This window comes from Streptomyces sp. NPDC101776, assembly GCF_044766845.1.
In the GTDB taxonomy this organism is placed as follows: domain Bacteria; phylum Actinomycetota; class Actinomycetes; order Streptomycetales; family Streptomycetaceae; genus Streptomyces.
Genome location: NZ_JBIWMV010000003.1, coordinates 124,509 through 139,056, shown reverse-complemented (window position 1 = coordinate 139,056; position 14,548 = coordinate 124,509). Strand labels below are relative to the sequence as shown.

Here is a 14,548-nt window from a genome sequence, read left to right as displayed (position 1 = left end):
GGTCATCGCGACCCCTCCTCCGTGTGCGGGTTCGCGGCCGTGCCTTCGGTGCTGAGCAGGACGACGGCCGAGGCGGGACCGACGTCCAGGGCTCTACGGCGTACGGCGGCGCCGTCACCGGTGAGGGCGGCGCGGGCGCCCGCCGACGAGGCCGCGCCGCAGGGGCCGGAGGAGACCCCGGCCGCGGCGAGTCCGCGTGCGGCGTCGGCGCTCTCGGCGTCCGTGACCGCGACGGCGGCGTCCAGACCCTGGCGCAGATACGGCCAGGCCAGGCTGGAGACGGTGCCGCAGTTCAGGCCGGCCATGGTGGTGGCACCGGTCGGCACGCTGACCGGCTCCCCGCGGGCGAGACTGGCCAGGACACAGGCGGCGGTGTCGGGCTCGACCGTCATCAGGGCGGCCGGAGCGGACTCGGGCCCACGACTCCGGTAGTGGGCGACGGCGGCCTGCGCGAGCGAGCCCACGCCCGCCGGGACCACCACCAGCCCCGGAGCCTCCACACCCGCGGCCCTCAACTGCTCGTCGGTCTCGGCGAACAGGGTCGAGTAGCCCTCCACGATCCAGCCGGGAATCCGCTCGTACCCGGGCCACGCGGTGTCCTGCACGAGCACGCTGTCCGGCCCGCCCGCCGCCGCGTCGGCCGCCCGGCGCACGGCCTCGTCGTAGGGGCCGGGTACCAGGACGACGTCCGCGCCCTCGTCCTCGATCGCGGTCACGGCCGCCGGATGGACGCCCCTCGGCACGAAGACCTGTGCCCGCTGCCCGAACAGCCGCGCCATCCGGGCCACGGCCCGGCCGTGGTTGCCGTCGGTCGCGGTGACCAGCCGCACCGGGCCGCCGCCGGCCGGCCGCCGCGCCAGCACCCGGTGAATCGCCCAGGACGCGCCCAGCGCCTTGAACGCGGGCAGCCCCAGCCGCGCGGACTCGTCCTTGACGAACACCCGCCCGACACCGAGTTCCCTTGCCAGGAAGGGGAGTTCGGTCAGCGCGGTGGGCGCGTAACCGGGCAGGCCGGCATGGAAGTCCCGTACGTCGGCCGACGGCGGCGCACAGGTCCAGGCGCCGGCCGCGGACCGGGCGTACCACGGCAGCCGGCGCGCGGCGGGGCTGCCGGAGGGGAAGGAGGTCTTGGACACACGACCAGGATGTGTCCAACCGTATGTCTGGTCCAGCGAATGCCGGACCGGGCCCTGCCGCCGCGCTCTTCACCAGGCGATCGACACATCGGCACCATCCGCGCCCCCGGCGGGCCCACGCTGAGCGGGTGCGGGCCCGAACTCGGCTACGGCGCGGACCTGTTGAGGTCGAGCTGTCCGATGCGGGACACGTTCTCCCGGTCGTCGGCGTCCTCGCTGGGCGCCGCGGTGAACCAGGCGTCGAGGATCTCCTTCAGCAGGGGCTCGGACGTCAGTCGCAGGCTGAGGGCCAGCACGTTCGCGTCGTTCCAGCGGCGTGCGCCGTCCGCCGTGTAGGAGTCCGCGCACAGGGCCGCCCGGACGCCCGGCACCTTGTTCGCGGCGATCGACGCGCCGGTGCCGGTCCAGCAGCACACGACCGCCTGGTCCGACGCCCCGGTGGCGACCTCGCGGGCCGCGACCTCCGAGCACACCGCCCACTGCGGGTCGTCCCCGGGCCGCAGCGCCCCGTGCGTCACCACCTCGTGGCCCCGGCCGCGCAACTCGGCGACGAGGGCGCGGGCGACGGGTTCGTCCATGTCCGAGGAAACAGAGATCCGCATGTCCCGGAGGCTACTGAGCGGACGAGTCCGATGCCAGCGCGAAATGCCGCGTGCTCAACGGACGACGTCCAGGACGTTCAGCTGCAGACCGTTGGCGTACACGGCGTGCTCGACCAGCTTCAGCTTCTGGGCGTCCTTGTCACTGGCCGGGAACAGCCGCTTTCCGGCGCCGAGCAGCAGCGGGAAGACGAGCAGGTGGTAGCGGTCGACCAGACCGGCGTCCGCGAGGCCGTGGTTGAGGGCGGCGCTGCCGTGCACGATGATCGGGCCGCCCTCGGTCTCCTTGAGGGCGGCGACCTCGTCGAGGGTGCGCAGGACGGTGGTCTCGCCCCAGTTCGACACGAGCCTGTCGTCGGTGAGGGTGGTGGAGACGACGTACTTCGGCAGGGTCTTGTAGTGCGCGAACTCCTCCATGTCCGGCCACACCGGACTGAACGCCTCGTAGCTGGCCCGGCCCATCAGGATCGCGGTGGACTCCTGCTGCTCCCGCCCCTTGATGTCGAACGCCTCGGGCAGGAACTCGATGTCCTTGAAGGTCCAGCCGGAGTTGCGGTAGCCGGGCTCGCCGCCCGGGGCCTCCATGACGCCGTCGAGGGAGATGAAGGCGGTGCTGATCAGGGTGCGCATCGTGGTTCCTCGGGTGGTCGGTGTGCGTGCGGGTCACCCCAGGATCCAGCCGACAAAAAAAATTGTCAAGGATGGGGAAGTTGTCGGGGGTCGGGTGTGGGACGCGACCGATGGGCAGGAGCGGGGCCAACTGACCGAACCGGGGCCGACGTTGCGACTGTCGACGAGGGGCGCGGCCCGCTGACGGAAGTGACCGGCCGGGTCGCGGCCCCGGACTCTAGGTCATATTGCCGATGCCACCGCAAAAGCGCTCCTCGTAGTGTCCATGGCATGCCACGCCGATCAAGCCGCCCCAGCGTGGACGAGCCCCATCCCCCATCGCGGTCCGCGAGGAGTCCCATGAGTGCCGAAGTTTCCCGCCGTCACGTACTGGCCACCGGAGCGGCGTTGGCCGGTTCGGCGGCGCTGGTGGCCGGCTCCGCAGGAACAGCCGGAGCGGCCACGGCCGCCTCCGGCACCAGTGGGGAGAAGTCGAAGGTGAAGCCCACGATCGTGCTGGTGCACGGCGGTTACGCCGATTCGTCGTGCTGGAACGCCACCATCGCGAAGTTGCAGGACAAGGGCTACACCGCGATCAGCGGGTCGAACCCGCTGCGGGGCATCCCGACCGACGCCCCCTACATCGCGAGTCTGCTGGACTCCATCAGCGGACCGGTCGTGCTGGTCGCGCACTCCATGGGCGGAACGGTCATCACGAACGCCGCCGCCGGGAAGGCCAACGTCAAGGCGCTGGTCTACATCGCCGCCTTCGTGCCCGAGGCGGGCGAGACACAGGGCGAGCTCATCACCAAGTTCCCCGGCAGCGAGGTCGAGCCGGTGAGCGTGCCGGTCCCGTACACGAAGGCCGACGGCACCACCGGAATCGACCTGTACCTGAGCAAGGACGGAAAGGCGGCCTTCGCCGCCGACATCTCCACCTCCGACTTCAAGGTCCTCCAAGCCACCCAACGGCCCTTCGACGCCGACTCCTTCACCTTCCCGACCACGGCCGCGGCCTGGAAGACCATCCCGGCGTGGGGGCTGGTGGCCGGCCGGGACAAGGCGATCCCGCCGGCGTGCGAGCGCTGGATGTACAGCCGGGCGAACGCGCGCAAGATCGTCGAGGTGCCGCGCTCGTCCCACGTCGCGATGCTCAGCCACCCCAAGGCCGTCGCCGACCTCATCCTCGACGCCGCCAGGACCGTCGCCTGACCGCTCACGACAAGCGCGCCCCGGTCCACGGCCACGGACCGGGGCGTTCCCCGTGAAAACCCGTTGGCGGACCACGGCGACCGCTGTTACCTTTCCCGAGGCCGTGCGAGAGAACGAGGAGGTGGTACCCGTGAACACATCGACGACATGGGTGCTCTCCTCCGGGGTCACGGTCGGACGCTAGGTCGTCCGGGAGCGCCATATGAGCTCTCCCGAAAGGCACGACCATGGACTTCACTTCCGAGCAGCGCCTCGACGACGGCGTCCTCCAACGCGAATTCACCCTCGGCGGGATTCCCGGCACCCTCTGGACGCCCGAGTCCGCCGCACCGGCTCCGCTGATCCTGATGGCCCACAACAACGGCCTGCCCAAGAGCGATCCCCGGCTGATCGCCCGGGGCCGGAAGACCGCGACGTACGGCTACGCGGTGGCCACCATCGACGCCCCCGGGTGCGGTGACCGGCCCCGTTCCGCCGCCGCCGAGCAGGCCCGCGCCGATCTCCGCCGGGCGATGCGGGCCGGCGAACCGGTCGACGAGATCTTCGAGTCCCTCGTCGGCCCGCTCGTCGAGAACGCGGTCCCGGAGTGGCTGGCCACCCTGGACGCCCTCCTCGCGCTGCCCGGGATCGGCGGCCCGGTCGGGTACTCGGGGTGGACCGCCCTCGGCATCCGCCTCGCCGTGACCGAGCCGCGCATCGCGGCCGTCGGCTTCTTCGCCGGGGGCTATGTGCCCCGCGCCCAGCGCGAGGAGGCCAAGCGGGTCACCGTTCCGCTGCTGTTCCTCCTGCAGTGGGACGACGAGGGGAACCCCAGGCAGCGCGCCCTGGACCTGTTCGACGCCTTCGGCACCGAGGAGAAGACGCTGCACGCCAATCTGGGCGGGCACACCGGCACCCCGTCGTTCGAGTTGGAGGACGGTGGCCGCTTCCTGGACCGGCACCTGAAGTGAGGCCGGGCCGCCAATAGCCGGTAGTCAGTGGGCAGTTCCGTCCGCGACACCGCTCATCGAGGAACAGGCCCCGGCTCTCCTCGATGAGCGGCGCTCGACCGACGACGCGGCGAAACGGCTGCCGCGCGGCTCGGGCACCGGCGTCTTCGACGGGGAACAAGGCCGGCGCGAACGCAGCGGAAGATCACTACTCTGAACAGGTGCTCTCCTACGACGAGTTGACCGCACCGGAGCGTGAACTGTGGGACGCGTTCCCGGAAGGGCGCCCCGTGGATCTGCGCACGGGCGTCCCCGAGGACGACCGTGTCGCCGAAGGCGGGCAGTGGGGTCCGGCCAGGACGGTCCGGACCGCCGTGCTCATGGCGCTCCTCCTGGGCGCGAACACCGTGCAACCGGGCGCCGTCGCCTGCCTGAGGCTGGCCGGGGCGCGGATCACCGGGTCCCTCAACCTGGCCGGCGCGCAGATCGGTCAGTCCGTCTGGATCGAGGAGTGCTGGTTCGAGGAGCCGGTGAGCCTCTTCGGGGCGTCGACACAGACGCTTGTGATCAAAAGCAGCCGGGTACCCGGCATCGACGCCGGCTCGGCGCGCATCGACGGGAACTTCGACCTGCGGCGCTCATACGTGGAGGGCGGCGCCGCCTCGCCCTTCAACCACGACATCACCGCCCTCTCGCTCACCAACGCCCGGGTGACCGGCGGAGTGGTCCTCAACCGGGCCGAGATGAACGCGCCCGGAGGCTGGGCCGTGGCCGCCGGTGGCCTGGTCATGGAAGGGGGCTTCTTCTGCCGGAGCTTCGTCGCACGGGGTGAAGTGCGTTTGCCGGGAGCCCAGTTGCCGGGCGGACTGTTCATGCGGGGCGCGCACCTGACGGACCCCGGTCCGAGCGGAGTGGCGCTCTTCCTGGACAACGCGGTGGCCTCGACACTCGACTTCTCCGACGGGTTCACCGCGGACGGGACCGTACGGCTGCACGGCACCCGGGTATCGGGCACCCTGACCTTCCAAGGAGCCGTCCTCAACGGACCGCCCGAAGGCCAAGGCCCGTCCCTGACCGCCTTGTTGATGCAGGCCGTCGACTTCGACCTCACCCTCGCCCGGCCGCCTTCCGGCACCGTGGACCTCCAGGGCGCGCAGGTGTCCTACCTCCACGACAGCGAGCAGAGCTGGCCGGACGTGGTGGAGTTGGAAGGGTTCGTCTACGGCTCCATCAAGGCGGACGAGCGGCAGGAGACAGCGGGCCGGCGGAACTCCGCGGCCTCGCGCGTGGCATGGATACGCCGCAGCCCCGGCTACAACCCCCAGCCCTATGAGCAGTTGGCCAGCTGGTACCGCAAAGCCGGCCACGACGACGAAGCCCGCCGGGTACTCCTGGCCAGACAGCGCCATCGGCGGCAGACCCTGCCCTGGGCCGCACGCGCGTGGGGACACCTCCTCGACATGACCGTCGGCTACGGCTACCGCCCCTGGCTGGCCGGCGTCTGGCTCCTCGCGCTCACCTTGCTCGGCACGCTGTCCTTCGGCACGCACACCCCCGCCCCGGTCCAACGAGGCGAAGGCGCCCCCTTCCAGCCCCTCGTCTACACGCTCGACCTCTTGATCCCCTTCGGCGGCCTGGGCCAACGCACGTCCTGGTACTGGTCGAACGGTGGCCTCCAGTTGCTGGCCTACCTGTTGATCGCCTTCGGCTGGGTGCTGACGACAGCGGTCATCGCCGGTGTCACCCGCGCCCTGCAGAAGAGCTAGCGGGCGACCGGGCAGCACGGGCTACGGCCCGGACAGTCCGGCTTGGTGAGTGTGGAGGGCGTTGGCCGGTCGCACGCGTGAGTGAACGCCCAGCTTCGCGAAGATCGTACGGACATGGGTACCAAGGGTGTTGGGGGAGGGGCTCAGGCTCTCGGCAGATGCGCGGCAACGAGGCGTTCCGGGAGGTGCTCCGGGACAGGCTGTTCCCCGGCCGGATCCCGCCCTCGCCCGACACCGCGGTTACGGTGCCGGGAAACCGCCTCACCCTCGAAGGGCACGCTCTGAACATCGGCGAAGTGGGCCACGCCGACTCCGACGACTGCGCCGTGCCGGATGTGCCCGACCTCGACCTGGTGGTGGCCGGTGACGTCATCTACAACGGCGTGCACCAGTACCTCGGCGAGGCGGCCGACGACGGTCTCGACGCCTGGCGGAAGGCCGTCGACACGGTCGCCGCGCTGGAGCCGCGCCGGATCGTCGCGAGCCACCAGAACAAGACCCTCGACGACGACGAGGCCCGCCTCGTCCGCGAGACCCGCCAGTACTTCGACGACGCCGAGGACGTCCTGGCCGACCGCGACACCCCCGAGGCCTACTTCCACGCGATGCTCGACCGCTACCCCGACCGCCTCGGCACGACCGTCCTGTGGGTCGGCGCGCGAGCCCTCTGCCTGGCGCGCGACGGCGGCGACCCGGTACAGAACCTCCTCACCGCCTGGCTGTAGACCGCGGGCACCACGTCAGGTCGTTCCCTCGTCGGGTGTGCCGCTCCACTCCCGGTACGCGGCCACCGCCGTCGGCAGCGTCGGGAAGATGTGGTCCGTGCCCACCGACTCCACCAGCCCGTACGCCTCCAGGTCGTCGAGGAGGTCCTGCTTGACCCGGGCGAGGGCGAACACGACGCCGCGGTGGGCGAGTTCGCGGCGGAGTTCGTCGACCGCGTCCAGGGCGGTGATGTCCACCTCCACATTGGCCTCGGCGTTGAGAACGAACCACCGTACGGGGATGGCCTGTTGGGCTACGGCGGCCAGGGCGCGGCGGCGGAAGTTCTCCGCGTTGGCGAAGAAGAGCGGGGAGTCGTAGCGGTAGACGAGCAGGCCCGGGATCGTGCGGGCCTGCGGGTAGTCGTCCACGTCGTGCATGCCGGCCACACCGGGGACCAGACCCTCGACGGCGTCGTGCGGACGGGCCACCCGCGTGAGGAGTTCGGCCACCGACAGACCTACGGCGACGATCACGCCGTAGAGGATGTCCAGGGCCAGGACGCCGGCCAAGCAGCCCAGGGCGAGCAGGAGTTCGCGGCGGCGGAAGGTCGCCAGCCGGTGGAAGCCGGTGAGGTCGATCATGCGGACGGCCGCGTAGACGACGAGGGCGCCGAGGACCGCCGAGGGGGTGCGCGACAGGAGGGGGCTCAGGAAGAGGAGGACCGCCAGGACGACCGCGCCCGCGATCAGCGAGTACGCCTGGCTGCGGGCGCCCGTCGAGGAGGCCAGCGCGGTGCGGCTCGCGCTGCTGCTCACCGGGAAGCCGTGCAGCACGCCCGCGCCGAGATTGGCCGCGCCCAGGGCCAGGAACTCCTGGTCGGCGTCGAGACCGGGGCCGTCGTCGTCCGCGTCGTCGCCGGTGAAGGCCCGTGCGGTGAGGATGAAGTCGGTGTAGGCGACGAGCAGGACACCGAGCGCGGGCAGCACCAGGTGGGGCAGTTCGGTGAGGTCCGGCAGCCCGATCGTGGGAAGTCCCGCCGGGACGTGGCCGATCACCTTGATGTCGTAGCGGTCGTCGAGGTCGAAGACAGCCACGGCCGCCGTGCCCAGCACCACGGCCAGCAGCGGGCCGGGCACCGTCCGGGACAGCCGCGCCACCGTGAAGAGGAACCCGAGCAGGGCCACCGCGAACACCAGCGTGGGCGTGTGGAGTTGACCCAAGTGTCGCAGGAACGACCAGAGTTGGGGGAAGAACGCCGTACCGGTCGTCGACACCCCGGTGAGCTTGGGCAGTTGGTCCACGATCATGATCAGGGCCACGCCCGCCAGATAACCGATCAGGACCGGGCGCGAGAGGAGATCGGCGACGAAGCCGAGCCGTACCGCCCACGCGACCAGACACAGCAGACCGACCGTGACCGCGAGGGCGGCGGCCAGCGTGGCGTAGCGGCTCGGGTCGCCGGCCGCGAGGGGGCCCACGACGGTCGCCGTCATCAGCGCGGTCGTCGACTCGGGGCCCACCGAGAGCAGCCGCGACGAGCCCAGCACGGCGTACAGGGCGAGCGCGGGCAGGATCGCCCACAGCCCGGCGACCGGCGGGAGCCCGGCGACCCCGGCGTACGCCATCACCTGAGGGACGAGATACGCGGCCACCGTGACCCCGGCCAGCAGATCGCCGCGCAGCCAGGCACGCCGGTATCCGGCGAGCGCGGCGATTCCGGGCGTCAGGCGCCGCCAGTCCAGGAGGCGCCCGGCCGGGCCGGTGGACACGGGGTTCCGGTTCAGAGGCTCGCCGCGTGGTCCGGGACGTACGTCTGGAGGTCGCGCGGCGGACGTTTGTAGCCGGTGGACGGCGGGCGGGGCGGGAGTTCGAGGACCGGGGGCGACACCTCGTGGTAGGGGAGGGAGCCGAGCAGGTGGGCGATCATGTTCAGCCGGGCCCGGCGCTTGTCGTCGCTCTCGACGACGGACCACGGGGCCTCGGAGATGTCGGTGTGCACCAGCATCTCGTCCTTGGCCCGCGAGTAGTCCTCCCAGTGGGTGATGGACTCCAGGTCCATCGGCGAGAGCTTCCAGCGCCGCAGCGGATCCTCCAGCCGGCGCCGGAACCGGTCCTGCTGCACGGCGTCGCTCACCGAGAACCAGTACTTGCGCAGCACGATCCCGTCCTCCACGAGCATCCGCTCGAAGATCGGGCACTGGCGCAGGAACAGCTGGTACTCCTCCTTGGAGCAGAAGCCCATCACCCGCTCGACGCCCGCCCGGTTGTACCAGGAGCGGTCGAACAGCACGATCTCGCCCGCGGCCGGCAGATGCTCGACGTACCGCTGGAAGTACCACTGGGTGCGCTGGCGGTCGGTCGGCTTCGGCAGTGCGGCGATCCGGGCGACGCGCGGGTTGAGGTGCTCGGCGACCCGCTTGATGGTGCCGCCCTTGCCCGCCGCGTCCCGCCCCTCGAAGACGATCACCAGCCGGGTGCCCTCGGCCCGCACCCACTCCTGGAGTTTCACCAACTCCGTCTGAAGGCGCAGCAGTTCCGTCTCGTACTTCGCGCGCGGCAGCTTTGCCGCCTTCTTGCCGGCCATGCCGCCTCAACCCCTCGATGACGTGCGCGGTCGCTCCTGTCCAAGGTCGAACACCTGGACAGCGACCGTACTGATCGCCACCGTACTGATCGCCGGGGGCCCGCGCACCCCGTGTGCACCCCGTATGTGCCCTTTACGCGCCCCGTACGCCCGCCGTGCCGGGTTTGCGCCGGCCGTCAGCGGCAATCCGGAGGGTGTGACCTCGTTGACCACCCAGCAGGAGCTCGTCCGCTTCCTGGAGGACCGCTTCGCCTGCGCACAGGCCTGCACCGGATGTGCGCGGGCCTGTGTGCTGCGCGTCAGCCGCTCCGGTCCGGACGCGACCGGCCACGAGGCCCTCGTCCGAAGCAAGGCGCTGCTGTGCGCGGAGGTGTGCGACGCGACCTGCCGGATGCTGGCCGAGCAGAACCTCCAGGACGAGTCCGCCCTGCGCCTCCAGACCAAGTGGTGCCTGCTCGTCTGCCTGGAGAGCGCGCAGGTCTTCGACGCACGGCCGGGTGCCGCGACGGAGGCGGCGGCCTGCCGGGACTGCGCACGGGCGTGCACGGAGTTCCTGGCGACGCTGAACTGACGGGCAGTTGTGCCGTTCTGCCGCCGGACCCACGGACAGCCGGTCGTTCCGGACCGCCGCCGCCCTCGCTACCAGATCCGGAACCCGCCGCGGGGAGAGGTCCGGCCGTCCTCTCCGACGCGGATCGGATGGGCCGACTCGGGGCCCCGGCTGTTGTCGGAGTCCAGCGGGACGGCGAAGCGGTGCTCCCCGAAGTCCAGGGCGAGAATCCGCTCCGGATCCAGTTCGAAGCCGTCGCCGGTCCTGCCGATGTAGCAGCGCATGAGCTCCATCGGCCCCGGTGCGGGGAAGCGCCACTCGCGGCACCCGTACAACCCCAGGGGCTCGCTCAAGGTGAAAGACACGGCGCAAGGTCCGGGTCGTCGCCGCCTCGCCATTCCCTATTTCTGGAACACGTTCTACGGTGTGCGCCGTCAGGACCGGCCTTGGGGAGCCAGGAGGCGCCGTGCATCTCGAATACACGCCCGAGCAGCAGCGACTGCGCACCGAACTGCGCGCCTACTTCGCCGAGTTGGTGCCCGACCACGCCTACTCCCGCTACGCCGACCCGGCCGCCCAGAAGCGTTTCTACCGCGAGACCATCCGGCGGCTCGGCACGGACGGCTGGCTCGGCGTCGGCTGGCCCGAGGAGTACGGCGGGCGCGGGCTGACGCCGATGGAGCAGTTCATCTTCTTCGACGAGGCCGCGCAGGCCGGCGTACCGCTGCCGTTGATGGCCCTCAACACCGTCGGCCCGACGATCATGCGGTTCGGCACCGACGAGCAGAAGGCGTACTTCCTCCCGAAGATCCTCGCCGGCGAGATCGACTTCGCGATCGGCTACAGCGAGCCCGAGGCCGGCACGGATCTGGCCGCGCTCAAGACACGGGCCGTACGTGACGGCGACGAATACGTCGTCAACGGCCAGAAGATCTGGACGACCAACGGCGACACCGCCGACTGGGTCTGGCTCGCCGTCCGCACCGACCCCGACGCCCCGCCGCACAAGGGCATCACCATGCTCCTGGTCCCGACCGCCGACCCCGGTTACACCTGCACGGTGATCAACACCCTCGCCTCGCACGACACCACCGCGAGTTACTACGAGGACATCCGCGTCCCGGTCTCCCGCCGCGTCGGCCAGGAGAACCACGGCTGGCGCCTGATCACCAACCAGCTCAACCACGAACGCGTCACCCTCGCCGCCCACGGCACGATGGCGATCCGCGCCCTGCACGACGTCCAGCACTGGGCCATGGAGACCAAACTCGCCGACGGCCGCCGCGTCGTCGACCTTCCCTGGGTCCGCCGCCTCCTCGCCCGCACCCACGCGCGGCTCGACGCGATGAAGCTCCTCAACTGGCAGATGGTGAACGCCGTCCAGGAAGGCACCCTCACCCCCCAGGACGCCTCCGCCGTCAAGGTCTACGGCTCCGAGGCCCGCCGCGACGCCTACGCCTGGCTGATGGAGATCGTCGCCGCGACCGGCGCCCTGAAGGAGGGCTCCGCGGGCGTCGTCCTGCACGGCGAACTGGAACGCGGCTACCGCTCCGCCGTCATCTTCACCTTCGGCGGCGGCAACAACGAGATCCAGCGGGAGATCATCTCGTGGATCGGGCTGGGGATGCCGAGGGTGCGGCGCTAGCCCGCCATATCCCGCTCTCGTCCCGCCATATCCCGTCCTCGTCCCGGCGCACCCCGTCCTCGTCCCGGCGTGCGAGGCGCTCCGGCGGCGCGTGGTGCATTTGCCCTACGTCCTCCTGCCGTCGTACGCCCGTCAGTTGTACGGCGGAACGGCCCCCCGGCCCCGACGCACCGGCACCCGCGGCCGCCACGCTGACCCGCCGGCGTACAAAGTCGGACGATCGCTCGCCATACTGGACGAGCCAGGGGAGGGCGGGACGAACACTGACGGGGGCGATCGCGGGAGATGGGGGACAGCAGGCTGATCCAGGGCCGCTACCGGCTGCTCGATCTGATCGGGCGCGGCGGCATGGGCGAGGTGTGGCGTGCGCGGGACGAGTCGCTGGGGCGGCTGGTCGCCGTGAAGTGCCTCAAGCCGATGAACCCGCACCACGACCAGTCGTTCACCCGGGTGCTGCGCGAGCGGTTCCGGCGTGAGGCGCGGGTGGCCGCGGGGTTGCAGCACCGCGGGGTGACCGTCGTTCATGACTTCGGCGAGTCCGACGGCGTCCTCTACCTGGTGATGGAGCTGCTCGACGGCCGCAATCTCAGCCAGCTCCTGGAGGACGACGAACAGCGGGCGCTGCCCGTCGCTGACGTCGTCGAGATCGCCGAGCAGGTCGCCTCCGCCCTCGCCTACTGCCACCAACAGGGCATCGTGCACCGCGACTTGAAGCCCGCGAACATCATGCGGCTGACCGACGGCACGGTGAAGATCTGCGACTTCGGCATCGCCCGCCTCGGCGCCGACATCGGTTTCACCTCCCGGCTCACCGGCACGGGAATCGCGATGGGCACCCCGCACTACATGTCGCCGGAACAGATCAGCGGCACCGAGGTCGACCAGCGCAGCGACCTCTACTCCTTCGGCTGCGTGCTGTACGAACTCGCCACCGGGGCGCCGCCGTTCGATCTCGGCGACGCCTGGGCGATCCTCATCGGCCACCGCGACACCGTGCCCAGCCCGCCGCGTGAGAGGCGCCCCGAGGTTCCCGAGTACCTGGAGAAGGTCATCCTCGACCTGCTGGCCAAGCTCCCGGAGCAACGTCCGCACGACGCGCGCGAGTTGGGGCGCCGGATCACCTTGGGCCGTACGACACCCCTGTACGTGCCGACCGTTGTGACCCCGCAGCCCCGACCGCGCCCGCCGGAGGCGGTGTCCGGCGAGCCGCGTCTGCCGTCCTGGACACGCGGGATGACCACCGGACACAAGGCGACCGGCGCCGGACTGCGCACCACACCGCCGGACGCCGGTGCCGGACTCACCGGCGAGTGGATCGCCCGCCCGGCCACCGGCCACGCGGAGGAACCCGCACCGGAGTCACCGTCCGCGCCCTCCGCGGAGACCCTCAACTCCCTTGCCGGGCGCCACAACGCGGGCCTGAGCCTGGGCCGGCTCGGCCGCTGGGCGGAGGCGGGTGAGGTGCACCGCGCGGTCGCCGCCGAACGCACCCATCTCCTCGGCCCGGACCACCCCGACACCCTCGCCAGCCGCTACGAACTCGGCTTCACCCTCAGCCGCACCGGCCGCGCCGCCGACGCCCTGCACGAGTACACCCATGTCGCCCGCGCCAGGGAACGGGCGGTGGGCGCCGACCACGCCGACACGCTCGCCGCCCGGCAGGAAATGGCATACGTCCTGGGCCAGTTGGGCCGTCACTTCGACGCACACCAGGTGTACACGTCCGTACTCGCCGCCCGCGAACGCACGATGGGCCCCGACCACCCGGACACCCTGCGCTGCCGCCACAACCTCGCCTTCAACCTCAGCCGGCTCGGCCGCCTGGAGGACTCGTACCGCATGGCCTGCGAGGTCGCCGCCGCGCGCGCCCGCGTGTTGGGCCCGGGCCATCCCGACACCCTGGTCACCCGCTACGAAGTGGCTTACGCACTGGGCCAGTTGGGACGCTGGGCGGAAGCCCTCCAGACCTACGGCGAGGTGGCCGAGGCCCGCGCGCAAGCTCTCGGCCCGGACCACGCCGACACGCTCGCCGCCCGCTACGAGGTCGGCATCAGCCTCGGCCGGCTCGGCCGCAGCGCCGACGCCCTCAAGCTGTACCGCGACCTGATCGACGACCGCACCCGCGTCCACGGCCCCGCCCACCCCGAGACCCTCCGCGCCCGCCACGGCCTCGGCGTCAACCTCGGCCGCCTCGGCCGCTGGGAGGAGGCCCTCGCCGAGTCCCGCGACGTGTGCGCGATCCGCGAGCGCGTCCTGGGCGCCGACCACACCGACACCCTGGTCAGCCGCCGCGAGGTCGCCGTCGGCCTCGGCTGGCTGGGCCGCTGGTCCGACGCCCTCACCGAGTACCGCCGGGTTGCCGCGGCCCGCGAGCGCGTCCTGGGCCCCGCCCACCCCGACACCCTCGCCAGCCGCAACGACGAGGCCCACTGCCTGGAACAACTCGGCCGCACCACGGAGGCGGCCGAGCTGTACCGCCGGGTGGCGGCGCTTCGGCAGGGGCGGGTGCCGGGGGGCAGCTAGCCGCGGGTGGTTGGCGGGGGAGTTTCTGGTCCGTGGGGTTGTCGGGCTGCCGGGTTGTGGGTTTGTCGGGCTGCGGGGGCGCCGGGCGCGAGACCGTCAGTCCGTCAGTCCATGGGATCGCGGAGGCATCGGCGCGGAGGGCTGCCGCATCGCCAGGCGGCGAGCTCGTCGGGCCGAGGCTGCTGACGGCGGTGCGTCCCGTGTGTCCTGTGTGTCCGCCCCGGTCACCCCGCGCCCTGCCCATGGCCGCACTTGCAACACCCGAGCTCCGCCACCCGCCACCCGCCACC

The 14,548-nt window shown here is 71.5% G+C and carries 13 protein-coding genes; 7 read left to right on the top strand and 6 right to left on the bottom strand.

What is annotated here, in order from left to right:
• Positions 1-2: 2 nt before the first annotated feature.
• From ACIRRY_RS12040 to ACIRRY_RS12030, 3 genes are all read right to left on the bottom strand, one after another.
• Positions 3-1,136 (bottom strand): diaminopropionate ammonia-lyase, encoded by a 1,134-nt coding sequence (locus ACIRRY_RS12040; RefSeq protein ID WP_403971128.1) that lies wholly within the window; start codon positions 1,134-1,136, stop codon positions 3-5.
• A 146-nt stretch (positions 1,137-1,282) separates the two neighbouring features.
• A complete protein-coding gene (locus tag ACIRRY_RS12035; protein WP_403971126.1) occupies positions 1,283-1,738 on the bottom strand; it encodes an RpiB/LacA/LacB family sugar-phosphate isomerase in 456 nt (151 codons plus the stop codon).
• A 54-nt stretch (positions 1,739-1,792) separates the two neighbouring features.
• Complete coding sequence (locus ACIRRY_RS12030) at positions 1,793-2,365, bottom strand: dihydrofolate reductase family protein (protein ID WP_403971124.1); 573 nt, start codon at positions 2,363-2,365, stop codon at positions 1,793-1,795.
• Positions 2,366-2,704: 339 nt separating this feature from the next.
• On the opposite strand from ACIRRY_RS12030, the gene ACIRRY_RS12025 reads away from it, so the two are divergent.
• The 4 genes from ACIRRY_RS12025 (at position 2,705) to ACIRRY_RS12010 (ending at position 6,976) form a co-directional block, all read left to right on the top strand.
• Positions 2,705-3,556, top strand: coding sequence for an alpha/beta fold hydrolase (locus ACIRRY_RS12025; protein WP_403971122.1), 852 nt, complete (start codon positions 2,705-2,707; stop codon positions 3,554-3,556).
• Positions 3,557-3,783: 227 nt separating this feature from the next.
• On the top strand, positions 3,784-4,506 hold the full coding sequence (locus ACIRRY_RS12020) for a dienelactone hydrolase family protein (RefSeq protein ID WP_403971120.1): 723 nt from the start codon (positions 3,784-3,786) through the stop codon (positions 4,504-4,506).
• Positions 4,507-4,706: 200 nt separating this feature from the next.
• Positions 4,707-6,251, top strand: coding sequence for an oxidoreductase (locus ACIRRY_RS12015; protein WP_403971119.1), 1,545 nt, complete (start codon positions 4,707-4,709; stop codon positions 6,249-6,251).
• Between the two features lie 158 nt (positions 6,252-6,409).
• Entirely contained in the window at positions 6,410-6,976 is a 567-nt protein-coding gene (locus ACIRRY_RS12010; RefSeq protein ID WP_403971117.1) for a hypothetical protein, read from the top strand.
• A 15-nt stretch (positions 6,977-6,991) separates the two neighbouring features.
• Here ACIRRY_RS12010 and ACIRRY_RS12005 read toward each other — a convergent pair whose 3' ends face one another.
• Both ACIRRY_RS12005 and ppk2 read right to left on the bottom strand, forming a co-directional pair.
• Positions 6,992-8,725 carry a SulP family inorganic anion transporter gene (locus ACIRRY_RS12005; protein WP_403971115.1) on the bottom strand — a complete coding sequence of 578 codons (1,734 nt, stop codon included), beginning with the start codon at positions 8,723-8,725 and terminating at the stop codon, positions 6,992-6,994.
• Positions 8,726-8,736: 11 nt separating this feature from the next.
• Positions 8,737-9,540, bottom strand: a complete 804-nt coding sequence (ppk2, locus tag ACIRRY_RS12000) for a polyphosphate kinase 2 (RefSeq protein WP_403971113.1) — start codon at positions 9,538-9,540, stop codon at positions 8,737-8,739.
• Positions 9,541-9,736: 196 nt separating this feature from the next.
• Between ppk2 and ACIRRY_RS11995 the strand changes: the two genes are divergently transcribed.
• Entirely contained in the window at positions 9,737-10,111 is a 375-nt protein-coding gene (locus ACIRRY_RS11995) for a ferredoxin (protein WP_403971111.1), read from the top strand.
• Positions 10,112-10,179: 68 nt separating this feature from the next.
• Here ACIRRY_RS11995 and ACIRRY_RS11990 read toward each other — a convergent pair whose 3' ends face one another.
• Positions 10,180-10,374, bottom strand: coding sequence for a hypothetical protein (locus ACIRRY_RS11990; protein WP_403971109.1), 195 nt, complete (start codon positions 10,372-10,374; stop codon positions 10,180-10,182).
• Positions 10,375-10,556: 182 nt separating this feature from the next.
• Here ACIRRY_RS11990 and ACIRRY_RS11985 point away from each other — a divergent pair, with 182 nt between their 5' ends.
• Together ACIRRY_RS11985 and ACIRRY_RS11980 are read left to right on the top strand one after the other, a co-directional pair.
• Positions 10,557-11,735, top strand: a complete 1,179-nt coding sequence (locus tag ACIRRY_RS11985; protein ID WP_403971107.1) for an acyl-CoA dehydrogenase family protein — start codon at positions 10,557-10,559, stop codon at positions 11,733-11,735.
• Between the two features lie 285 nt (positions 11,736-12,020).
• Positions 12,021-14,258, top strand: a complete 2,238-nt coding sequence (locus tag ACIRRY_RS11980; RefSeq protein ID WP_403971105.1) for a tetratricopeptide repeat protein — start codon at positions 12,021-12,023, stop codon at positions 14,256-14,258.
• Positions 14,259-14,548 lie beyond the last annotated feature (290 nt).

Excerpts from the sequence above, each read along its gene's own strand:
- ACIRRY_RS12035 (WP_403971126.1), bottom strand. The coding sequence starts at position 1,738 with ATGCGGATCTCTGTTTCCTCGGACATGGACGAACCCGTCGCCCGCGCC.
- ACIRRY_RS12030 (WP_403971124.1), bottom strand. The coding sequence starts at position 2,365 with ATGCGCACCCTGATCAGCACCGCCTTCATCTCCCTCGACGGCGTCATG.
- ACIRRY_RS12025 (WP_403971122.1), top strand. The coding sequence starts at position 2,705 with ATGAGTGCCGAAGTTTCCCGCCGTCACGTACTGGCCACCGGAGCGGCG.
- ACIRRY_RS12020 (WP_403971120.1), top strand. The coding sequence starts at position 3,784 with ATGGACTTCACTTCCGAGCAGCGCCTCGACGACGGCGTCCTCCAACGC.
- ACIRRY_RS12010 (WP_403971117.1), top strand. The coding sequence starts at position 6,410 with ATGCGCGGCAACGAGGCGTTCCGGGAGGTGCTCCGGGACAGGCTGTTC.
- ppk2 (WP_403971113.1), bottom strand. The coding sequence starts at position 9,540 with ATGGCCGGCAAGAAGGCGGCAAAGCTGCCGCGCGCGAAGTACGAGACG.
- ACIRRY_RS11990 (WP_403971109.1), bottom strand. The coding sequence starts at position 10,374 with ATGCGCTGCTACATCGGCAGGACCGGCGACGGCTTCGAACTGGATCCG.
- ACIRRY_RS11980 (WP_403971105.1), top strand. The coding sequence starts at position 12,021 with ATGGGGGACAGCAGGCTGATCCAGGGCCGCTACCGGCTGCTCGATCTG.